The 20,176-nt window shown below is 58.6% G+C and carries 22 protein-coding genes; 12 read left to right on the top strand and 10 right to left on the bottom strand.

From position 1 onward, the window contains the following. Positions 1 to 188: 188 nt before the first annotated feature. The 5 genes from J2X72_RS15580 (at position 189) to J2X72_RS15560 (ending at position 6,155) form a co-directional block, all read left to right on the top strand. Complete coding sequence (locus J2X72_RS15580) at positions 189 to 932, top strand: DUF3365 domain-containing protein (RefSeq protein WP_210003177.1); 744 nt, start codon at positions 189 to 191, stop codon at positions 930 to 932. Beyond that, positions 929 to 3,643, top strand: a complete 2,715-nt coding sequence (locus J2X72_RS15575) for a response regulator (protein WP_310073301.1) — start codon at positions 929 to 931, stop codon at positions 3,641 to 3,643. The genes J2X72_RS15580 and J2X72_RS15575 overlap by 4 nt, the downstream gene beginning before the upstream one ends. Before the next feature lie 11 nt (positions 3,644 to 3,654). Next, entirely contained in the window at positions 3,655 to 4,020 is a 366-nt protein-coding gene (locus tag J2X72_RS15570) for a response regulator (protein WP_310073299.1), read from the top strand. 6 nt (positions 4,021 to 4,026) lie between these two features. Further along, positions 4,027 to 5,577 carry an adenylate/guanylate cyclase domain-containing protein gene (locus J2X72_RS15565; RefSeq protein ID WP_310073298.1) on the top strand — a complete coding sequence of 517 codons (1,551 nt, stop codon included), beginning with the start codon at positions 4,027 to 4,029 and terminating at the stop codon, positions 5,575 to 5,577. A 203-nt stretch (positions 5,578 to 5,780) separates the two neighbouring features. Beyond that, complete coding sequence (locus J2X72_RS15560; protein ID WP_310073296.1) at positions 5,781 to 6,155, top strand: helix-turn-helix transcriptional regulator; 375 nt, start codon at positions 5,781 to 5,783, stop codon at positions 6,153 to 6,155. Between the two features lies 1 nt (position 6,156). On the opposite strand, the gene J2X72_RS15555 is transcribed toward J2X72_RS15560, so the two are convergent. Continuing rightward, entirely contained in the window at positions 6,157 to 7,053 is an 897-nt protein-coding gene (locus tag J2X72_RS15555) for a LysR family transcriptional regulator (protein WP_310073294.1), read from the bottom strand. Positions 7,054 to 7,164: 111 nt separating this feature from the next. Between J2X72_RS15555 and J2X72_RS15550 the strand changes: the two genes are divergently transcribed. Then, positions 7,165 to 7,785 (top strand): pyridoxamine 5'-phosphate oxidase family protein, encoded by a 621-nt coding sequence (locus tag J2X72_RS15550; protein ID WP_310073291.1) that lies wholly within the window; start codon positions 7,165 to 7,167, stop codon positions 7,783 to 7,785. A gap of 10 nt (positions 7,786 to 7,795) precedes the next feature. On the opposite strand, the gene J2X72_RS15545 is transcribed toward J2X72_RS15550, so the two are convergent. Together J2X72_RS15545 and J2X72_RS15540 are read right to left on the bottom strand one after the other, a co-directional pair. Further along, a complete protein-coding gene (locus tag J2X72_RS15545) occupies positions 7,796 to 8,056 on the bottom strand; it encodes a hypothetical protein (protein WP_210003183.1) in 261 nt (86 codons plus the stop codon). A gap of 126 nt (positions 8,057 to 8,182) precedes the next feature. Continuing rightward, positions 8,183 to 8,458: a DUF982 domain-containing protein gene (locus tag J2X72_RS15540; RefSeq protein ID WP_310073289.1), complete on the bottom strand. Its 276-nt coding sequence runs from the start codon at positions 8,456 to 8,458 to the stop codon at positions 8,183 to 8,185. Positions 8,459 to 8,655: 197 nt separating this feature from the next. On the opposite strand from J2X72_RS15540, the gene J2X72_RS15535 reads away from it, so the two are divergent. Beyond that, the gene (locus tag J2X72_RS15535) at positions 8,656 to 9,315 is read left to right on the top strand and encodes a peroxiredoxin (RefSeq protein WP_210003185.1); all 660 of its coding nucleotides are present in this window, start codon (positions 8,656 to 8,658) and stop codon (positions 9,313 to 9,315) included. 59 nt (positions 9,316 to 9,374) lie between these two features. Here J2X72_RS15535 and J2X72_RS15530 read toward each other — a convergent pair whose 3' ends face one another. Further along, positions 9,375 to 9,953, bottom strand: coding sequence for a transglycosylase SLT domain-containing protein (locus J2X72_RS15530; RefSeq protein WP_210003186.1), 579 nt, complete (start codon positions 9,951 to 9,953; stop codon positions 9,375 to 9,377). A 218-nt stretch (positions 9,954 to 10,171) separates the two neighbouring features. On the opposite strand from J2X72_RS15530, the gene J2X72_RS15525 reads away from it, so the two are divergent. Beyond that, positions 10,172 to 10,999, top strand: coding sequence for an alpha/beta fold hydrolase (locus tag J2X72_RS15525; RefSeq protein WP_310073285.1), 828 nt, complete (start codon positions 10,172 to 10,174; stop codon positions 10,997 to 10,999). Positions 11,000 to 11,039: 40 nt separating this feature from the next. Here J2X72_RS15525 and J2X72_RS15520 read toward each other — a convergent pair whose 3' ends face one another. After that, positions 11,040 to 11,786 (bottom strand): isochorismatase family protein, encoded by a 747-nt coding sequence (locus J2X72_RS15520; protein WP_310073282.1) that lies wholly within the window; start codon positions 11,784 to 11,786, stop codon positions 11,040 to 11,042. 232 nt (positions 11,787 to 12,018) lie between these two features. Here J2X72_RS15520 and J2X72_RS15515 point away from each other — a divergent pair, with 232 nt between their 5' ends. Genes J2X72_RS15515 through J2X72_RS25085 form a run of 4 tightly spaced genes read left to right on the top strand, consistent with a single transcriptional unit; the run spans position 12,019 to position 14,831 of the window. Next, complete coding sequence (locus J2X72_RS15515) at positions 12,019 to 13,014, top strand: ABC transporter substrate-binding protein (protein ID WP_310073280.1); 996 nt, start codon at positions 12,019 to 12,021, stop codon at positions 13,012 to 13,014. A 15-nt stretch (positions 13,015 to 13,029) separates the two neighbouring features. Further along, the gene (locus J2X72_RS15510; RefSeq protein ID WP_210003189.1) at positions 13,030 to 13,791 is read left to right on the top strand and encodes an ABC transporter ATP-binding protein; all 762 of its coding nucleotides are present in this window, start codon (positions 13,030 to 13,032) and stop codon (positions 13,789 to 13,791) included. A 9-nt stretch (positions 13,792 to 13,800) separates the two neighbouring features. After that, a complete protein-coding gene (locus J2X72_RS15505) occupies positions 13,801 to 14,637 on the top strand; it encodes an ABC transporter permease (RefSeq protein WP_210003190.1) in 837 nt (278 codons plus the stop codon). Between the two features lie 59 nt (positions 14,638 to 14,696). Beyond that, entirely contained in the window at positions 14,697 to 14,831 is a 135-nt protein-coding gene (locus J2X72_RS25085; protein ID WP_405044725.1) for a hypothetical protein, read from the top strand. Positions 14,832 to 14,849: 18 nt separating this feature from the next. Here J2X72_RS25085 and J2X72_RS15500 read toward each other — a convergent pair whose 3' ends face one another. Genes J2X72_RS15500 through J2X72_RS15480 form a run of 5 tightly spaced genes read right to left on the bottom strand, consistent with a single transcriptional unit; the run spans position 14,850 to position 20,108 of the window. Beyond that, a complete protein-coding gene (locus J2X72_RS15500) occupies positions 14,850 to 15,665 on the bottom strand; it encodes a xanthine dehydrogenase family protein subunit M (RefSeq protein WP_310073277.1) in 816 nt (271 codons plus the stop codon). Positions 15,666 to 15,680: 15 nt separating this feature from the next. Then, positions 15,681 to 16,172 (bottom strand): 2Fe-2S iron-sulfur cluster-binding protein, encoded by a 492-nt coding sequence (locus tag J2X72_RS15495; protein WP_310073275.1) that lies wholly within the window; start codon positions 16,170 to 16,172, stop codon positions 15,681 to 15,683. A 16-nt stretch (positions 16,173 to 16,188) separates the two neighbouring features. Beyond that, positions 16,189 to 16,695: a carbon monoxide dehydrogenase subunit G gene (locus J2X72_RS15490; RefSeq protein WP_210003193.1), complete on the bottom strand. Its 507-nt coding sequence runs from the start codon at positions 16,693 to 16,695 to the stop codon at positions 16,189 to 16,191. Between the two features lie 13 nt (positions 16,696 to 16,708). Beyond that, the gene (locus tag J2X72_RS15485) at positions 16,709 to 17,650 is read right to left on the bottom strand and encodes an ABC transporter substrate-binding protein (protein WP_310073272.1); all 942 of its coding nucleotides are present in this window, start codon (positions 17,648 to 17,650) and stop codon (positions 16,709 to 16,711) included. Between the two features lie 16 nt (positions 17,651 to 17,666). Next, the gene (locus J2X72_RS15480; protein ID WP_310073271.1) at positions 17,667 to 20,108 is read right to left on the bottom strand and encodes a xanthine dehydrogenase family protein molybdopterin-binding subunit; all 2,442 of its coding nucleotides are present in this window, start codon (positions 20,106 to 20,108) and stop codon (positions 17,667 to 17,669) included. Between the last annotated feature and the right edge of the window lie 68 nt (positions 20,109 to 20,176).

Raw genomic sequence — 20,176 nt, 5'->3', positions numbered from 1 at the left:
CCTTTGATTGCGTTTCAATGCTCCAAAGGTGGCGCAACCATGCACAGTCACGTCTGAACCAGGTCACGCAATCGAGAACCTTTTGCCAGTTCGAATAGGGCTACAAGGGACACCCCAATGGGGCGCTTTTGAATCCTTCCAGCGTCTGTTACACTCCTCCCATAATCAATAAAATATGGGGAACCACCATGCATCGCGGTCTGAGGTGCGGAGTTTTTCTGGCAGGGGCTGTATTTTGCGCTTTTGCAGGTGCGGTCGCTGCGGAAGATGGCAATGACATCGCGACGGGGGAACGGCTGGCTGCGTTCCTGCGCGCTGGTCGCACGGTGATTTCCGGCCACCAAAAACTGATCAACGATGCATCGATAGGTGACAAGCATCTGACGGGGCAACGTGTTGCTGATGAGACGCTTGAAATTTTCGCCAAGGGAAAACCTGCGCCGGAAGACAGTTTCGATGCGGATGACAAAAAGCTTTTTGATGCCCAGGTCGCTGCCCTGCGCGAAGTCGTCGATGAGCATCAAAAGATGATCGATGTGCAGGGCGTGGGTTTCAAGGGCTTTATTCCCGCCACGTTTGCCCGCCTCGTCAATGAACGCTTCGGGGAAAAAGTCGGCGATCAGGCAAAGATGAAGGTGACAGCTCCAAAGGAACTCGTTCGCAATCGCAAGGCCCTGCCCGACCAGTGGGAGCAGCAGGTCATCGAACAGAAATTCATGTCCGCCGATTGGCCAAAAGGCAAACCCTTCGTCGAAGAGGTTCCGATGAACGGTCGTCCTGCCTTTCGCATGCTCATTCCCGAATATTATTCCGCTTCGTGCCTCAGTTGCCACGGAACACCAAAGGGAGAGATGGATATCTCCGGCTATCCGAAAGAAGGCGGTGCAGAAGGTGATCTGGGCGGTGCAATGAGCATCACACTGTTCAAATGAGCGCTTTCAATGCCATTCGGTCCCGGATCGGCCGGCTCCTCGAGCGGAAGATACCACTGCGCCTCGCCTGCCTTTCGGCGGCGCTGCTCGGAGCGCTTCTTCTCAGTGTCGCCTTCATGGCCCATGACCTTCTCGACAATCAACGGCGTGTCGAGGTGGCGAACGCGCGTTTTCACATGTTCAGCGAGGCCGCCAAGGCACACCGGCATTTTGGTGAAATGCGCTATTGGCTGACCGACCTGTCGGTGAGCCTCCTGACGCTGTCGGAGCGCCGCGCCGAAACCGCAAGGACCGCCCTCGATGCGGATCTGGCGCGTATCAGGGAGTTTGCTCCCGACGCTGCCGAGATGATTCAAAAAGGGGCAAAGTCCTATTACGATCAGGCGATGGAAGCCGTCGATGCCTACACCAACGACAACCGCGTCGTCGGCAACACGCGCCTCGCCGCAGCAAGAAGTTACAGCGACGAAATAGATGGCGTACTGACGGCGCTTGAAACGCGCCTTGAAACCGAAGCCGATGGTGCGCGCGATATGGCCGTCAAGACGATGCGGAATACCTTTCACCGCGCCATGATTGCCGTCAGTGCCATTACCATCGCCGGCGCAATCATGACGTGGCTGGTGCTTCGGTCCATCCTTGTACCGCTGGGGCGTGTCGACAGGGCCATGGCTCAGCTTACCGAGGGACGAGAGGATGTCGAGCTGCCTCCCGAGGGGCGCGACGAATTTGGCCGCCTCGCAACCACATTGCGGCTGTTGCGCGATGGGCAGGCCGAGCGGCGTGCGCTTGAAGCAGCGGCGGAACACCAGCGCAACACCGTCCGGACTGCGATCGAAACCATTCCCGATGGCTTTGCCTTGTTCGACGCCGACGACAAGCTTGTCCTCGTGAACCAGCGCTATCTGGAGATTTTCCCCGAGACGGCGGACCTCATGACACCCGGTACCAGCTTCGAAGAAATCATGCGCGCGCAAGCGGAGCGTGGCCGGACCGAAATAGATCGTGCCGAGCGCGAGACCTGGCTCAAGGAGGCAATGCGCCGCCAGCGGGACCCGCAAGGTACGATGGAACGGCAGTTTGCCAACGGCACCTGGATACGCGTTGCCAAGCGCAAGACGCCGGAAGGCGGTACGGTTGCGGTCTATACCGACATTACAGATCTGAAGCACCGTCAGACGGAGCTTGAGGAAGCAAAGCGCGGCGCGGAAGTTGCCAGCCAGGAAAAGAGCCGTTTCCTCGCCTCGATGAGCCACGAACTGCGCACGCCGCTCAATGCGATCATCGGCTATAGCGAAATGCTGATGGAGGATGCCAGCGACTGGGGCAAGCCAGGTTTTGTGGCCGATCTCGGCAAGATCATGGGATCGGGCCGTCACCTCCTTGCCCTGATCAACGATGTGCTCGATCTTTCGAAGATCGAGGCGGGCAAGATGGAGCTCTACATCGAGCCTGTCAGCTTGAAACAGCTCCTGGTCGATGTCGAAAGCACCGTTGCTCCGCTGATCGCCAAAAAAGGCAATCGCCTGACGGTGACCATTTCGGTCGAGCCCGACGAAATCGAAACCGACAAGACCAAGCTGCGGCAAAACCTTTTCAATCTGCTCTCGAATGCCGCCAAGTTTACCGAGAACGATGAGATCCGGCTGGCTGTCCGGCGCTATCACGACGATCAGCGTGGCGATCTGGTGGAATTCGCTGTCAGCGACAATGGTATCGGCATGACAACGGAGCAACAGGCAAAGCTCTTCCAGGCGTTCGTTCAGGTGGACGCGTCCACCACGCGCAACTATGGCGGAACCGGCCTTGGCCTCGCCATCACCCAGCATTTCATCAAGATGATGGGGGGTACGATCGAGGTCGAAAGCAAATTCGGCGAAGGCTCGACCTTCCGGTTCACAATACCGGCCAACGGCACCATACCCCTCGCTGACGAAACCGCGCTGCAAGCCGAGCTGCCTGATAACGCGCGGCGCGGGACCGTTCTCGTCATCGACGACGAAGCGCGGGCGCGCAAGTTCATTGCTGACACTGTCCGCGGCGCGGGCTTCAACGTCATCGAAGCCGCCGGCGGCGAAGAGGGCATGGCAAAGATGCGTAAGTCGCGCCCGGACGCGATCATTCTGGATGTCATCATGCCCGGTCAGGACGGCTGGTCGGTGCTGCGCGAGATCAAGTCGGACAAGGCGCTGCGCGATATCCCTGTGATCCTCGCAACCGTCGTCGCGGATCGGGAGATGGGGTTGGCCTTCGGTGCTGCGGGCCATCTGGTCAAGCCCATCGATCCGCGTCAGCTCGTTGAAATGTTGAACGCTGTCGCAGGCGCCGGACAGCACGACGTTCTCATTGTAGATGATGACCCGGCAACGCGGGAACTTTTCCGGCGGGTCCTCGTTCGTGAGGGCTGGCGGGTTCGGGAGGCCATCGATGGCCAGCGTGGGCTTGCGGAGCTTGAGGCAGGTCGCCCCACGGTCATGGTCCTCGATTTGATGATGCCCAACATGGACGGTTTCGCGCTGCTTCGGGCCATTCAGGACCGGTCTGACCTCATCGATATTCCCGTCGTCGTCGTCACATCGAAGGACCTGACTCGCGATGAACTGAATTGGCTCAATACGCGTGCGAGTGAAGTCGTCCGAAAGGGAACCAAAGGCCGCGCCGACCTGATCGCAGCCTTGAAGCGGCACGTGCCGCTCAGCGAAGATGCTTGAGGAGCTGGAATATGGTCAAGATTCTTCTCGTCGAAGACAATGAGATGAACCGCGACATGCTTTCGCGCCGGTTGGAGCGGCGGGGATATGAGGTGATCATCGCAACTGACGGCCTCGCCGGCGTCGAAGCGGCGGTGAACAACAAGCCTGATCTTGTTCTAATGGACATGAGCCTGCCGGTCATCGACGGCTGGGAAGCAACACGGCGGATCAAGGGAAATCCCGTCACCGCCTCCATTCCTGTTATCGCGCTCACCGCCCACGCCATGGCGGGGGACCGGGAGAAGGCCATGGAAGCCGGATGCGATGATTACGACACTAAACCAATCGAATTGCCGGCGCTCCTGGACAAGATCGCCCGTCTGACCGGAGGTTGAGCGCCGGTGTCCGTTCCCAATGACATCGGCCGCCGCGCCTATATTGCCCGCCTTGTGCAGAAGATCGCCGATCCCGCACAGGCTATCCTCGGTTATCAGGAACTGGTGATCGAAGCGGTCGCGGAAAGCGGCCCTGCGGAAGCATTGCCCGATCTGGAGAAGGTGCTCGGCGCTGCTCGCGACCTGAACCTGCTGATCAAGCGGCTTTTGGAGATGGAAGCGTCGCAGACTGCCGGAATATTCACCGTCGATAGTGAATTGCGGCACGATTTGCGAACGCCGATGAACGCAATTCTCGGCTATTCGGAAATGGTCATAGAGGATTTTTCGGATGTTCTCGCCGGAAGCATCGTTGATGATATTGCGAGGATCATCGAGGAAAGCCGGTTCTTGCTGGAGCAGATCGATGGAAGGCTCGACGTTTTCTCCGATGATCCGGATGAAAAGCTGACAGACCATATCGACGTCACCATAGCAGCCGATCTCGCGCGGACGATTGCCGCTCGCGTGGCGCCTTCGTCCGACGAAACGGGCCGCATCCTCGTTGTCGATGACACCGCCTCGAACCGCGATCTACTGAACCGGCGCCTCACCCGCGACGGCCATCTCGTCACCGTCGCCAGTTCTGGCGAGGAAGCTTTGCGCATCTTGCAGACGCAGGAATTCGATTTGGCCCTGGCCGATATCCTGATGCCCGACATGAACGGCATTGAACTCCTCAGCCGGCTCAAATCGCACGAGCGCCTCCGCGAGATACCCGTCATCATGATTTCGGGCCTGAAAGACGATGACGCCATTATCCGTTGCATAGAGGCGGGAGCCGAGGATTATCTCCACAAGCCCATCGATCCGGTGCTGTTGCGTGCGCGCATAACTGCCTGTCTTGAACGCAGCCGTTGGCGCGAGCGCGAAAGGCGCTATCTGGCGCAGATCGAATTCGAGAAGGAGCGCGCCGATACACTCCTTGATGCAATTTTGCCGAGACAGGTGGTGAAGCGGCTCGCCGATGGGGAAGAAGTGATCGCCGATCGCATCGATATGGCGACGATCGTCTTTGCGGATATCGTCAATTTCACGGAATTGGCGGCACGCACCCCGCCCATCACACTGGTCCAGAGACTTGGAGAACTGTTTTCGCGATTCGACGAATTGGCGGATCAGCACGGCATCGAGAAGATCAAGACCATCGGTGATGCCTATATGGCGGCGGCCGGGTTGCCCGACCCCCGTCCGGATCATGCCCAGGCAGCCGTGGCATTTGCAAGGGCCATGCTGGCCGAGACGTGCCAGATGACAGGCGAGCGTCGGCTCAGCCTGCGAATTGGAATAAACTCCGGCCCTGTCATCGCCGGTCTGATTGGTCGAAAACGCTTTGTCTACGATGTCTGGGGGCACACGGTGAACGTTGCCAGCCGCATGGAATCCTGCGGGACGCCCGGACGTATTCAAATCTCTCAAAGCACTTTCGACGCGCTCGGCCCGGACTTCGGCGAGTGCCACCGGGAAATCCGCGATATACACGGGATTGGCAAATACCCTACATACTTGCTAATTTAGCTGCCTCAGCAAAGCTGATCCGCTCGAAAATCGTCCAGTATGCCGAGAATCCGGCCGTATGGGCGCGTAACGTTGTCAAACTACAAGGCCGCGATGGCTTTAGACTTCGCGTTGGGGACTGGCGGGTGATCTTCGATGACCATGGCCATGTTTCCTGCACATCGAAGCTATCGGTCCTCGCGGCGGAATATATGGGAACTGATATGGTGAAACCTAAAATTATTACAACTCCAAGCGGTGACCGGCTAGCGATATTGCCGCTTGCCGATTATGAACGGCTTGTCGATGCGGCAGCAATGGCTGCCGATATTGCCACATACGATGAGTTTCACCGGAAATTGTCGACAGGGATGGAGGAATTGGTACCAGCAGCGTTTGCCGATCGCATCATTGACGGCGAGAACAAAATCAAGGTGTGGCGTGAGTTTCGCAATCTTTCAGCACGCGAGCTTGCCGACAAGGCCGAGATCAGCGCTGCTTTTCTTTCTCAAATCGAGAGTGGAGCAAGGGATGGCAGCTTTGATACGATCAAGAAAATCGCAGCTGCACTTGGCATCACTGTTGACGATCTTGCCTGACTCATTGGAGAACATGCTCCCTCAATCTCGGCACAGCGAAATCCATAAACGCCCGCAGTTTCAGCGGCACCAGCCCCTGACCTACGTAGATCAGGCTCACCGGCCACGGCTCCGGTTCAAACGCTTCGAGCACGATCTGCAATTCGCCTGCCGCCAAAGCGTGGGTGGCCTGGTATGACAGAAGTCGTGTCACGCCGAGGCTCGCCACTGCCGCATCGATTGCCGCGTCGGCCGTGCTGACGCTCAGTCGGGAGTGGACCGGCACGGCGATCTCTTTCTTACCGTCCATGAAAGTCCAGCTTCGTGGCGAATTCAGTCCCTCGAAGGTGATGCACTCGTGGCCAACAAGATCCGCGGGGCGCTCCGGCACACCACGTTGCGCAAGATAGGCCGGGCTCGCATAGGCCGCACGGCGGATCCAGCCGACCCTGGTCGCGACAAGATTGCTGTCCGGCAGGTTGCCAATGCGCAGTGCGAGATCGATATGGTCTTCCACCAGATTGACCTGACGGTCGCTGAGACTGAGCCTCAGATTGATTTCCGGATAAACCTTGAGGAATTCGATCACGACGGGGAGCACGTGAAGCCGGCCAAATACAATCGGCGCGCTCATCGTCAGATCACCCCTCGGCGTTGTGTATTCCCCCGCTGCACTGCGTTCCGCCTCATCGACCTGCTCCAGAATGCCCTTGCTCGCCTCGACATAGGCGCGCCCGGCATCCGTCAGCGAGACACTGCGGCTCGAACGGATAAGCAAACGCGTCTTCAGATGCGCCTCAAGGTCGGAGATTTTGCGACTGACCGTGGCAAGCGGAATCCCAAGGCGGCGCGAAGCAGCGGATAGGCTTCCAGCCTCTGTAACAGCGACAAGTACGGCCATTGCATCCAGACGATCCATCCAGCCTTCCACTTTTCGGAATGAACACTCCAATCGCCCATGTCTACAGCAATTTCCTGGAAGACGCTATGTTATGCATCAACGTATCTCGATCCGTCCGAGGAGTTTGTCATGGCATCTGGACACGCCTTTTCCAGCGACGTCGCTTTCACGCCGACCGTCAAAGCAATTCAGTCCCGCAAGGGGTCACGCCATGGGTATGAGAGCATGGAGCAGCGTGGCTCGTGGCAAACGCGTATTACGCCAGACCTGGCGGACTTCATTCACAGCCAGACCAGCATCTTCTTCGGCACGGCGAATGACCAGGGCCAGCCTTATATTCAGCATCGCGGCGGCCCACCCGGCTTTTTGCGTGTCATCGACGATACGACCATCGCGTTCGCGGATTTTGCCGGTAACCGTCAATACATAACCTCCGGCAACCTTGCCGATAACCCCAAGGCGTTCCTATTTCTTATCGATTACCGTAATCGTCAGCGGGTGAAACTATGGGGCGAAGCGCGAGTTGTCGAAGACGACCCGACGCTTATGCAGCAGTTGATGCCGGAGGGCTATCGGGCACGACCTGAGCAGGCAATGCTCTTCAAAGTCACCGCATGGGACATGAACTGCCCGCAGCACATTCCCATCCGTTTCGAGGCCACCGACGTGGCCGCATTGTTGGCCGAGCGCGACGAGCGCATCAAGTCGCTCGAAGCGGAGATTACCCGCTTGCGGAACCCGGCACGCTAAGGTGCGGACGCTAGTTGTGCAGCGCCGGATTACCCGTTTTCAAGCACTTGATCCGGCTTGCCAGCAGCGACGAGAATTGCGAATTCCCGACCCGCGAACCAATCTCCGCGATTTCGTCGAAGTCGACGTCGAGCAACAAGCCGCGTGCACTCAGCAAGGACATCACGCCTGTGACGAGCGTGCGTTCCACTGCGTAGTCCATGTTGAGTTGTGCTATTTCGTCCGATTGTTCTTTGAGAATGCTAAAAAGCTGCCCCAGTTTTTCGTTCATTATTCGGTGCCCACCACGTAACCCCTGCCAGAATCATTCTAAGATTCTTGACGGAAACGTAATAGACCGTAAGAGCTATTTTAGCGTCACCGATCTAACCAATGTTGATTAACAATCGCTATCCGTTCAGTGAGACGGGATCACCGTGCTGTCAACGTTTCCTTCGACGTAGATATCCGCTTCCTTGGCGGCCTCGATGAACACGGACCGGGCCGTGTCACCGGTCGCACCCCCGTCCATGGCCTCAAGGCACGCAAGTTGTGCAAGACCATGCAGCCGTCCGCGTTTGCCGGGCCATTCGTTCAAAAGGAATTCTGCAGCTTCGGCGACGGAGGCGATCGTGCGCAGCCTGTCGGGAAAAAGCGACTCTACCGTAACTGACCTGAAGTGAACATTTTCCATGACGCTAGAACGCTGGGGTTCAAATTTAGGTTCCCCGGTTTCCCAAATTCCATCGTTGTAGCTAGTCGAACTTCATAGTGCATTGCCTGTTTACTTCGGCGACCATGTGCTAAGTTCGCTTAAATCAAATTGGATACATTCGCCGGGTTCGCGGCGAATGGGCGAAAACCTCAAATCACGACCAAAGGAGAAACGCGATGGGCCTTCGCATTAATGACACTGCACCGGATTTCACCGCTGAAACCACGCAGGGTGAAATCCATTTCCATGACTGGATCGGTGGCAGCTACGCCGTGTTGTTCAGCCATCCGAAGAATTTCACGCCGGTCTGCACGACCGAGCTCGGCTACATGGCCGGACTTGCTCCGGAATTCGCCAAACGCAATGCCAAGATCATCGGCATTTCGGTCGATCCTGTCGAAAATCACGACAAGTGGAAGGCGGATATCAAGACGGCAACGGGCCATGAGGTCGATTACCCCCTCATCGGCGACAAGGATTTGAAGGTCGCAAAACTGTATGACATGCTGCCTGCCGAAGCGGGCGATACGTCCGAGGGCCGCACGCCCGCCGACAATGCCACCGTGCGCTCGGTCTTCGTCATCGGTCCAGACAAGAAGGTGAAGATGACCCTTACCTATCCGATGACCACGGGCCGGAACTTCGACGAGATCCTGCGCGCAATCGACAGCATCCAGCTCACAGCAAAACACCAGGTTGCGACACCGGCCCAGTGGAAGCAGGGCGAGGATGTCATCATCACCGCAGCGGTTTCGGATGAGGACGCGAACCAGCGTTTCGGCGGCTTCGAGCGCGTGTTGCCCTATCTACGCAAGACCAAGCAGCCAAGCGCCTGAACGATACAAAATGAGACCCGCCCCCAACTGGCGGGTTTCATTTTTCCAGCACGATGTTCTCATTGTAATCCACAACTGGCCAGCTGCGCGGCATAGGTTCCTGCTACTGTTGCTGTTCGCCGTGCGGTGCGATCGATGCCCGGCTTGCTCCGCCACGTGCCACGCGCATAATCATTCGGACCAGCATAGTAAGCGGCGTAGAGATTATAGGCATCGTTGAGCGGAATGCCGTTCATCTGATGGCTCCTTGCGTGGTACCAGCCAACGAAACGAACGGCATCGCTGAAATCGGTTCGCCGGGCTGTCCAGCGTCCGGTTTCTCGCTGATAGTCCGCCCATGTCCCATCCAGGGCCTGGGAATAACCATATGCGGTGGATGGCCGTGACCAGGGAATAAAGCCGAACAATTTTGTCCGCGGCGGCTTGACCCGGGCCTGATAGCCGGATTCCGTATAGATCGTCGCCATGAGGATGGGAACCGGCACGCCATATTCCGTCTCGACACTTTTGGCCTGCTTGTACCAATTATTGAAGAATCCGTCTTTCTGATCGAAGACGGCACAGACGTTGTTGGTCTGCGTTGGCGCTGTGGCGCAGCCTGTGAGCAACAACAACGCAATGAACATGATGCGGCGCATGGGCAAGTCCTTGGCTAGAGCCTTTCACCTATTCCGCAAATCCTAACGACTGGTTACCGGTTAATTGATTCGTAATCACCTCCTTAAAATTTGATTAAAGATCGATTTGGCATCGCGCGGCTTTGCCTCTTGACCCATCAATTAATACCGTCATACAATACTACGACGAGCGACAATCATCGCTGGAGATCTCCCCCTGCTGAAGCGGAACAATTACCATGAGCGATTTGATGCCAACTCAAACGATAGGTTTTGCCGAGACCCGCGACGGGATAAGGCTTTCCTATCGCATCGTGCCCGGGAGCGGCGAGGGCCGCTGCGTTCTCATTCATTCGCTGGCGATGGACAAGTTTTTCTGGGAGCCCACCACGGCGGCACTCGCCGGCGCATCCGAGGTGCTCATCTATGACTGCCGCGGTCACGGCGTTTCCGGCAAACCGGCAGGCCCCTACAGCACTGCGCAATTCGCCGATGATCTTTCCGATCTCATGAACCATGTCGGCTGGTCGTCGGCCGTCATCGCCGGTGCGTCGATGGGCGGCTGCATCGCGCTTGCCTTTGCCGCAACCTATCCTGAGCGTGTCGACGCTCTCGGCCTGTTCGACACTACGGCCTGGTACGGTGAAAATGCTCCCGCAGCTTGGGCTGAACGCGCTGAAAAAGCCAGGCACGAGGGCCTGAAGGCGCTTGTTGGTTTCCAGAAGACCCGCTGGTTCAGCGATGGCTTTCGCGAGGCAAATCCCGATGTGGTGGAAGCCGCCGTCTCGACCTTCCTCGCCAATGAAATCGACGCCTATGTCGCGACCTGCAACATGCTGGGTGCAGCCGATCTACGCGAAGCATTGCCGAAGTTTGACTTCCCCTGCCGCGTTCTTGTGGGAACCGAGGATTATGCGACGCCGCCGGAAATGGCACGCGTCCTTGCCGACAACATTCCCGGCGCCACACTGACGATCCTTGAGGGGGCCCGCCATTTTACCCCGCTGGAGGTACCGGCCATCATCGCCGGCAATCTGCAGCTGCTGATCGAGGCCGCCAAGGCCTGAGGGGGATATAAAGACGGCGCGATCACTCGCGCCGTCTGTCCTATTCCGCCGCCTTTTGGCTGGCCCCACGGGGCAGATTGTACATGCCGCGTGGCAGTCCTGACAGAAATTCGATGACTTCGCTGCTCTCTATGACGTCGGCATATTTGGCGTTCATGTCGCACAGCGTCATGGCGTGGCTCGCCTCGGAACGCTCGAAGCAGCCGTCCTCGACCATCGTCACGCGCAAATTATAGCTGAAAGCATCGACCACTGTCGCCCTCACGCAGCCGCTGGTTGCGGTACCAGCAACGATGACGCTGTCGCAGCCGAGCAGCGTCAAATAGCCGATGAGGTTGGTCCCATGGAAAGCGCTGGGCTTCTGCTTGTAGATGACAACGTCGCGCGGTTCGGGCGCGATCTGCGGCATGATCTCGTTGCCGTCGCGATTGCTGGCACCGGGTTTCTCACCGCTGCGTTCGTTCTTCCAGGCCCAGCTACCCGCGTCCCAATTGTCGGAACGGCGCACTCCGGTCGTATAGATCACCGGGACTTCGCGGTCGCGCGCTGTTCCAATCAGGTTCTGCAGAACTGGCAGAGCATCCCAGGCAGCTTCGCCACCCGACTGGCGCCAGCGCTTGACCGATTCCAGCAGGGGCTCGCGCTTATCGCCGCAAAACGCGTAGTTGACGTCGACGATCAACAGTGCCGGTCGCTTGCCAAACCCTGCCCGCGCGCCATATCCGGCAAGTTTGAATACTTCCTTGTCGCGCGCCGTCAGGAATTTGTCCCAGATTCGCTCTGCCATTGATCTATCCTCCATCTTTTGAAAATCACCGGAAAACCATGCCTTGGCGTCGCCGATCAGATGAAAGCACGCTTCCGTGTATCCTCCTTCCGACAAAAAGATGCCTTGGCGACTTGACTTCTCCCACAAATTTGTTTGTATGGCAAACATACATTATAACAGAATGACAAGAGAAGTTGAGCTCACTGCATTTGCATGAATGCCCCGCACGGGCGCCTTGGAGGAGGAACTCATGATTTACCAATCCATCAAAACCCGCTTTGCCAGTGCTTTCGCCGGCGTGATCCTTGCATCGACGGCAATGATTTCGATAGCCAGCGCCCAGGAGGCGTGGCGCCACGGCATCGTTGAAGCCAAGGGCGATTCCGGATTCCTGTTTCAAGCGGCGGAAGGCGGCTTCGATGACAAGCACGGCATCAACATCGACATGGTGCAATTCACCGGTGGCCCCACCGCGCTGAAGGCGCTCATCGCGGGCGATCTCGATAGTTTCGAGGCGAGCCCTGTCATTGCGCTCTCTGCCTTGCATCAGGGCGCCGACGTCAAGATCATTGGCTGCGATTGGCCCGGCATGACCTATACGGTGTTTTCAGGCAAGGACATCGCGAGTGCGGCTGATCTCAAAGGCAAGACGATCGGCGTTTCTGCGCCTGGCTCGCTCCCCGATATTTTTACCCGCCTCGCGCTCGAAGCGTCCGGCCTCGCCAATACGGACGTAACGTTTGCCAATGCCGGCGGCAGTGCCGATCGCGTCAAGGCGGTTGGCAGCGGGGTGGTCGCGGCTGCCGCCAGCTCGAGCGAATTTGCCGTCGATGCAGACGCCTTGAACGTGAAGCCGCTTTTGAAGGGCACGGAGGTCACGCCGCAGTTCCTCAAGGTCTGCATCATGACCACCGGCAAGAAGATCGCCGAACGCCGCGAAGCGATGACCAATTTCCTCGCCGCCGAGATGGAAGGCCTCGCGCATGCGATTGCCAACAAGGACGCAATGCTCGAGGTTGCTCGCAAGGTCGGTCACCTGCCCGAGGACGACAAGACCGCCGAGTTCATCTACAATGAAGCTATCGAGTACAAGGCGATCAATGCGGATCTGGCCATCCCGTTGGAAAAGCTGCAGTGGGTTGACGATGAGATGGTCAAGCTCAAGTTTCTCGACGGCAACGCCGATACCAAGAAATTCGTCGATGACAGCGTACGCACCGAGGCTCTCGCACGCGTCAAGAAGTAATATTGGAAAATTGATATGGCCCATCTCGAAGTACAGAACATCACCAAGTCCTTTGGTACGCATCATGCCCTGGCCGGTGTCTCCTTCAATGTCGAAAAGGGCGACGTCGTTGCTCTGATCGGCCCAAGCGGATGCGGCAAGACAACCGCCTTGCGCATCATCATGGGCCTTGAGACAGCCACATCCGGGCAGGTCAAAGTCGCCGGCCGTCCTGTCTCCGGCTGCGGGCACGACCGCGGCATGGTGTTCCAGCATGCCGAATTGCTGCCATGGCGCAACACGCTCAGCAATATCGGCTACGGGCTGGAGATGAAGGGCATGAAGGAGCCTGAACTTTCCCGCACTGCCATGCATTATCTCGAACTTGTTGGCCTGACCCTGGCAAAGGACAGACGCCCTCACCAGCTTTCCGGCGGTATGAAACAGCGGGTGGGTATTGCCCGTGCGCTGGCGATAGATCCCGAAGTCCTCCTCATGGACGAACCCTTCGGCGCACTGGATTCGCAGACGCGCGAGGGGCTGCACGGCGAACTCCTCTCCATCCATGCCAAGACACAGAAAACCATCATTTTCGTGACCCATGATCTCGACGAAGCGGTGATGCTCGCCGACCGCGTTGCGGTTATGCATGCTGGCAAGATAAGCCAGATCATTCCGATCGAACTGGAGCGCCCGCGCCTGGATATGCGCGCTATCCGCACATCGGCGGAATATTCCAAGAAACGCACGCTGATCTGGGAAGCCCTGCACGATGCGGGCGTTTCGGCTGCAGCCTAAGGAAAGACTATGACGACAGACACAGAAATACAGGCGTCTGCCCGCGTGGAACGCCGCGCAGGTCAGGCAAGCTGGACAACCACTGTACCGGCATGGGTGATCACCACCTTATCGGTCGCCGTGGCGACTGGTCTCTGGGAGTTCTTCGGCCGCGACGTCAATCCGTTGCTTGGCACCTACCCGAGCGCCATCATCAAGGCATTCTTCTCGATGCTGCAGACCGGCCGCCTGCAGGACGCGCTCATTCAAAGCAGCCAGCCATTCATCGTCGGTTATATCGTCGCCGCGATTGTCGGTATCCCGGTCGGTCTTCTCCTTGGCCGATACCGCATTCTCGAATCCGCCCTCGGCATCTATGTCACCGCTGGCTATGCCACCCCGCTGATTGCCCTCGTTCCCCTGCTGATCCTGTGGTTCGGTCTTGGCTTCATGGTCAAGGCCGTTGTGGTTTTCCTCCTCTCCTTCTTCCCGATCTGCATCAACACTTGGTTCGGTGTGAAGGCCGTGCCGAAAACCATGATCGAGGTCGGCACCGCTTTCTGCGCCTCGCAGACGGCCATCATGCGCGGCATCATCCTGCCAGCAACAATCCCCTACATCATGGCCGGTCTGCGTCTCGGTATCGGCAAGGCGGTTATCGGTATCGTCATCGCCGAGTTTCTCACAGCGATCTCCGGCCTCGGTGGTATCATCATCACCTCGGCCAATAGTTTCCGCACTGCCGAGATGTTCGTGCCCGTCATTCTGATCATGGTGCTCGCCGTGGCTTTGACCGCACTGGTTGGCTGGCTGGAAAAATACGTTGCCCCATGGCAAAGCGAAATTACCGGTCACGATAGCGTCTGACGCGACAAGGATCTGTCGCTTATTCAAAGAACCGCTGCGGGCAACCGCGGCGGTTCTTTTTGCTTTCGACGACTCTGAAAGCACTCGTAGAGATAGGCGTGCTTCGGGAAATCAAACCAGGACGCGAAACCCTTTTCATCAATCCGGCGATGCTAGGTCTCTTGTCCGAACGCGTCGGCTCGAACGGAGCATAGTTCCGTTCGCAAGATCCATCATTCGATCAAGGTGCCGCCGAGGTTTTCCACGGCGCGGCGGGTCACGACACCGACAAGATGCGCGCGGTAATCGGCAGGTGCGTGCATGTCGCCCATCAGGTCGTTCTCATCCGGCAGCAAGCCCTTTACGGCATCAGGCTCGAACCGCGCCTGCAGCGCTTCCTCGGCCTCAGTCCAGCGAAAGACACCGGCGTTTCCGGCACCCGTGATCGCCACATGGATATTGCCGCCGCGATGACGGGCAACGAACGCAGCTGCCAGGGCATAACGTGACGCCGGATTGCGAAACTTGGCGTAGCCGGCAATCTCCGGCACCTTGAACTCGATACGGACGAGGATTTCACCAGGCTCCAGGGCCGTCGTGTACAGCCCGGCGAAATATTCGGACGCCGGGATGCTGCGGCGATCCGTATGTAACGTTGCATCAAGTGCCAGCACGGCCGACGGGTAGTCCGCTGCCGGGTCATTATTGGCAACCGAGCCGCCGATCGTGCCGACGTGCCTGACCTGAACGTCACCAATCGAACCCGCAAGGCCACAGAGGGATGGAATGAGCGCTCTGATCTTTTCGGATGCCGCGACAGTCGCATGCGTTGTTGCAGCACCGATTAAGATGCGATCCGGACCAACGGTAATCCCCGAAAGTTCGGGAATGCGGCGGACATCGATCAGATGGGCAGGAGCCGCCAGCCTTCCCTTCATCGTGGGGATCAGCGTATGCCCGCCGGAGAGGTAAGCAGCTTCCTCGACTTCGGAGAAAAGGCTGACTGCCTCCTGCAGCGTTCCTGGCTTATGGTAGGTTGTTTCATACATCGGCGTTTGCCTTCTTCATTCCGCTGCGACGGGGTGCGCCGTGCGGTGCTTTTCAGCGGCGGAGAGCACCGCCTTGATAATGTTGTGATATCCCGTGCAACGGCAAAGATTACCCTCGAGTTCGTGACGAACCGTCGCTTCGTCGAGGACGCCATCATGACGCTCGATCATGTTGACCGATGCCATGATCATGCCGGGCGTGCAAAAACCACACTGCAATCCGTGATGCTCATGAAAGGCGGCCTGCACATCATGCAGCTTGTCGCCGTCGGCCAGACCTTCGACCGTGGAAACCGATGCGCCCTCGATGGATGCCGCAAGTATCGTGCAGGATTTGACGGCCTTGCCATCGACGATGACCGTGCAGGCGCCGCACTGCGTCGTATCGCAGCCCACGTGTGTTCCGGTCAGGCCAAGATGATCGCGGAGGAACTGGACGAGCAATGTACGGTCTTCGACCTCCCTCGTGTGGAGTGTGCCGTTGACGGTGATTGCAACTTTGGACATGGATTCGTACCTCTGACTATCTGGAGAACCAGCGGGCCTTGGGACGCTCGGCCGGTGTTTCAATCACTGCCGCCGCAGCATCAGCAGGCGCAGCTCGCGCGGCAAGGCTGGCGAAGAACTCGTCCGCAAGCTTCTTGGCGGTCGAATCGATCAGCCGGGAACCGAGCTGTGCCAGCTTGCCGCCAACCTGCGCCTTGGCGACGTAGGTAAGGACGGTTTCGCCATCGGCATCGGCAAGGTTGACGTCCGCGCCACCCTTGGCGAAACCGGCGATACCGCCTTTGCCAGCTCCAGAGATCGTATAGCTCTCGGGCGCTATAACGTTGCTCAGGGTGACTTCGCCTTCAAATGTCGCTTTGACCGGACCGATCTTGGTGGTCACCCGGGCGGTAAACCCATCCTCCAGCGAACCTTCCAGGCTGTTGCACCCGGGGATGCATTCGCGCAGCGCCTGCGGGTCATTGATCAGCGCCCAGACATGCTCGCGCGGCGCAGCGATGCGATATTCGCCCTTGAGATCCATCAAACTTCTCCTCTCAGTTTGCGCCGGTCACGGCCTCGTAGTGCGACAGGTCCAGATATTTCCCCGGATCGGTCAGTGGTGCCCCGGTTAGACCGTAGCGCGAGCGCAATTCGAGCACGCGCTTCATGCCTTCCGGAATAATTTTCGCATCTGGGGTCAGGCCTGATTTCGGCGATAGCAGGCTATTCATCACCGACTGCAATGCAGCAGGCTGGATTTCCGGCATTTTCGCCTGCAAAAGCTGTTCGGCCGCCTCGCGATTGGCCGGATCGAGCGCCCAGGCAAGGCCCTTCAGGTAACCGCGGATGAACGCGCGAACAGCTTCACGATTCTCCGCTGCCCAAGCGCGACGCGCCGTAACCACGCCGCCCTGATAGCTGTCGTAGATCCGGGTCGAGACGTCGAGCACGTTGAAGCCTGAACGGCGGGCAATGCTGGTGAATGGCTCGATGGTCAAGGTCGCGGCATGCTCTCCGCCCTTCACCGATTGCCACCGCTGTGGTGTGGCACCGACCGGCGCGTAGTTCGCTTCGTCCCGCTTCAGTCCGCCGTCTTCGAACATATCGAACAGCACAAAGGCAAACCCCGTCGAGAGGGCATCAAGCGCGACGGATTTGCCTTTGAGATCCGAATATTCCTTGATCTCGGGCGCCGTAACGATGGCAAGCTCGAGCTGCGTTCCGCCCATGAGGACGACATAGCCCGGATCGACCCCGGCGCCTGCGGCGCCCTGTCCCTCGCCATAGGCGACAACATTGTCAAATGCTGTAAAGACGATGTCGAATTCACCCGCGGCAGTCCGCTGCGCCTGCTCGACCGAGCTCCCGGTCAACGTCAGATCGACCGACAGGTTCTCTTCGGCGAAGAACCCCTGCTCCACCGCCGCAAATGTCGGCAGGTTGGGAGCACCTGGAAATGCGATGATGCGGATATTGGTCTTGGTTTCGGCAGTCATTTGCGAGAAATCCTCCTCAGGACGCGCGAGCATCGCGCTCGCCTTTCGATTGATGAATGGCCCGCCACACCGCATGCGGGGTGACCGGCATATCGATGTCGGTAACGCCGTAGTCCTTGAGCGCGTCGAGGACGGCGTTGACGACCGTCGCAAGCGCGGGCGTCGTCCCGCCTTCACCGCCGGCCTTGATGCCAAGCGGGTTGGTCGGCGAAATCACTTCGGCAATCTCGCACTTGAACGAAGGCATGTTGTCGGAGCGCGGCATGCCGTAATCCATGAATGATCCGGCGAGCGGCTGGCCCGACGAGGCATCGACGGCACATAGTTCCCACATCGCCTGCCCTACGCCCTGCGCAATGCCGCCATGCGTCTGGCCATGCACGATAAGCGGATTGATGCAGCGGCCCACATCGTCCACAGTTGCGTAGCTGGTAATAAGGACGTGCCCCGTTTCGGGATCAACTTCCACTTCGCAGATCGCCGCGCCATTCGGAAATACCGGCGTGTGCATCTCATTGTCACGCGCCACCCGCAACGGCCCATCCTTCTCACGCGTCAGATTGCCAAGCGTGAAGATATCGATCGTCTGGTTGGTGCCGCGCAGCTTGAAGTGACCGCTTTCGAAATCGATAGCGTCGAAGTCTGCGCTGAAATGTTCGGCTGCCCGCCGGCGGCCTTCCTTCAAGAGATCCGCGGAGGCCATGGCCATGACGGTTCCGGCATGCCGCATCGAACGGCCCGAATGCGACCCGCCGCCGACGCTGACAATGTCGGTATCTCCAAGGACGATCCAGACCTTTTCGACAGGCACCTGGATCATGTCGGCGACCACTTGCGCGAAACTCGTCTCATGACCCTGGCCGCTTGGCTGGGTACCGATGACGACTTCGACTGTGCCATCCTGCTTGATTTCGATCTCGGCGCGTTCCTTCGGTGAACCGATGGACGACTCGACGTAATTGGCAAAACCCCGGCCCAGCAACTTGCCGCGACCTGCCGCTTCCTCGCGGCGCACCTCGAAGCCATCCCAGTCGGCGAGTTCGAGCGCGCGGTCCATGTTCTTTTCGTATTCGCCGCTGTCATAGATCGAGCCGACGGCATTGGTGTAGGGCATCATGTGCGGCGAAACGAGGTTCCTGCGGCGCAGTTCGAGCTTGTCGAAACCGAGTTCGCGCGCGGCCTTCTCGACGAGACGCTCGATCGCGTAGGTTACTTCCGGCCGGCCGGAACTGCGGTAGGCCTGCGTGCACATCGTATTGGTAAAGACTGCACGGGCGCGCAGCGTCGCCACCGGAATGTGATAGGAGCCGGTGATAAGACCGGAACCTTTGCTGAGCGGTGACAGCGACACGCAGCGGCCACCGACATTGCTGAGATTATCCGCCCGCATAGCCAGGAACGTGCCTTCGCGATCAAGCGCGAGTTCAACTTTGGTTATGAGGTCGCGACCCTGATAATCGGTCAGAAACGCCTCGGAACGCGTCGCCGTGTATTTGACTGGCCGCCCGACCTTTTTCGATGCCCAGAGCACCAGACCGAACTCCACATAAACCCGATTGCGCGCGCCGAAATTGCCGCCGACGTCGTATGAAAGCACCCGCAGATCCTTCGGCTCGATACCGAGAACTTTGGCAAGTTCGCCCTTCTGTCGCACGGCGCCGCCGCTGCCTGCATAAAGCGTATAGCGCCCGGTCTCCGGGTCGAAATGACCGAGCGACGAGCGCGGCTCGATCGGTACCGCGGTCACACGGCCGATATGAAATTCGGCCTTTACCACGTGATCCGCCGCCGCGAAGGCTGTTTTTGTCGCCGCTTCGTCGCCAAAACTCGAGTCGATGAAGACATTGTCCGGCACCTCGTCCCACACGGCAGGCGCGCCGGGGAGTGCGGCCTTTGCGGTTTCGGTGACGTGCGGCAATTCCTCGTAGTCGACGAACACCTTTTCAGCTGCATCCGCCGCCTGGGCCGCTGTCTCGGCAACCACCACAGCCACGGCTTCGCCCACGTGGCGGGCTTTGTCGGCCGGGAGCAGATAGTGTGGACCTGTGAAGGGTATGCCGCCGCCCGCAGCGGTCAGCTTCACGTCGAATTTCGTCGAGGGAACCGGATTGTGCGGGATAGGTTCGAGCCCGTCGGCCAACAGGTCTGCACCGGTCAACACCGTCAGAACGCCGGGGCTGGCCAGCGCTTCGGACGTGTCGATGCCGAGGATCCGCGCATGCGGGTATGGCGAGCGGACCATCGCAGCGAAGGTCTGCCCGGGCAGACTGAAATCGTCGGAAAACCGGCCCTTGCCGGTAATGAGCCGCCCGTCTTCCTTGCGCGGAAGCGGCTTTCCGACATGTCGGAACAACGCATCGCGCACAAGCTTCATTTCCGGCGACAGATCGGTCGCCTCAGGCTTTTCCAGTACCGCTGTCCCAAGTCCGGTCGCGCTTTTATGAAGTGGGCTTCCCATAGATCCCTCTACCCTTACCGGCTGAAATTACGCCGGCGACATCCTGTTGCTCTTCGTATTAATGTATG

This window comes from Phyllobacterium sp. 1468 (assembly GCF_031455525.1).
Classification (GTDB): domain Bacteria; phylum Pseudomonadota; class Alphaproteobacteria; order Rhizobiales; family Rhizobiaceae; genus Phyllobacterium.
Note: the sequence above shows the minus strand (reverse complement) of the source record. Positions and strands in the feature narration are given on the sequence as shown.

Coding starts and splice junctions, on each gene's coding strand:
- J2X72_RS15580 (WP_210003177.1), top strand. CDS start 189: ATGCATCGCGGTCTGAGGTGCGGAGTTTTTCTGGCAGGGGCTGTATTT.
- J2X72_RS15575 (WP_310073301.1), top strand. CDS start 929: ATGAGCGCTTTCAATGCCATTCGGTCCCGGATCGGCCGGCTCCTCGAG.
- J2X72_RS15570 (WP_310073299.1), top strand. CDS start 3,655: ATGGTCAAGATTCTTCTCGTCGAAGACAATGAGATGAACCGCGACATG.
- J2X72_RS15560 (WP_310073296.1), top strand. CDS start 5,781: ATGGTGAAACCTAAAATTATTACAACTCCAAGCGGTGACCGGCTAGCG.
- J2X72_RS15555 (WP_310073294.1), bottom strand. CDS start 7,053: ATGGATCGTCTGGATGCAATGGCCGTACTTGTCGCTGTTACAGAGGCT.
- J2X72_RS15550 (WP_310073291.1), top strand. CDS start 7,165: ATGGCATCTGGACACGCCTTTTCCAGCGACGTCGCTTTCACGCCGACC.
- J2X72_RS15545 (WP_210003183.1), bottom strand. CDS start 8,056: ATGAACGAAAAACTGGGGCAGCTTTTTAGCATTCTCAAAGAACAATCG.
- J2X72_RS15540 (WP_310073289.1), bottom strand. CDS start 8,458: ATGGAAAATGTTCACTTCAGGTCAGTTACGGTAGAGTCGCTTTTTCCC.
- J2X72_RS15535 (WP_210003185.1), top strand. CDS start 8,656: ATGGGCCTTCGCATTAATGACACTGCACCGGATTTCACCGCTGAAACC.
- J2X72_RS15530 (WP_210003186.1), bottom strand. CDS start 9,953: ATGCGCCGCATCATGTTCATTGCGTTGTTGTTGCTCACAGGCTGCGCC.
- J2X72_RS15525 (WP_310073285.1), top strand. CDS start 10,172: ATGAGCGATTTGATGCCAACTCAAACGATAGGTTTTGCCGAGACCCGC.
- J2X72_RS15520 (WP_310073282.1), bottom strand. CDS start 11,786: ATGGCAGAGCGAATCTGGGACAAATTCCTGACGGCGCGCGACAAGGAA.
- J2X72_RS15515 (WP_310073280.1), top strand. CDS start 12,019: ATGATTTACCAATCCATCAAAACCCGCTTTGCCAGTGCTTTCGCCGGC.
- J2X72_RS15510 (WP_210003189.1), top strand. CDS start 13,030: ATGGCCCATCTCGAAGTACAGAACATCACCAAGTCCTTTGGTACGCAT.
- J2X72_RS15505 (WP_210003190.1), top strand. CDS start 13,801: ATGACGACAGACACAGAAATACAGGCGTCTGCCCGCGTGGAACGCCGC.
- J2X72_RS15500 (WP_310073277.1), bottom strand. CDS start 15,665: ATGTATGAAACAACCTACCATAAGCCAGGAACGCTGCAGGAGGCAGTC.
- J2X72_RS15495 (WP_310073275.1), bottom strand. CDS start 16,172: ATGTCCAAAGTTGCAATCACCGTCAACGGCACACTCCACACGAGGGAG.
- J2X72_RS15490 (WP_210003193.1), bottom strand. CDS start 16,695: ATGGATCTCAAGGGCGAATATCGCATCGCTGCGCCGCGCGAGCATGTC.
- J2X72_RS15485 (WP_310073272.1), bottom strand. CDS start 17,650: ATGACTGCCGAAACCAAGACCAATATCCGCATCATCGCATTTCCAGGT.
- J2X72_RS15480 (WP_310073271.1), bottom strand. CDS start 20,108: ATGGGAAGCCCACTTCATAAAAGCGCGACCGGACTTGGGACAGCGGTA.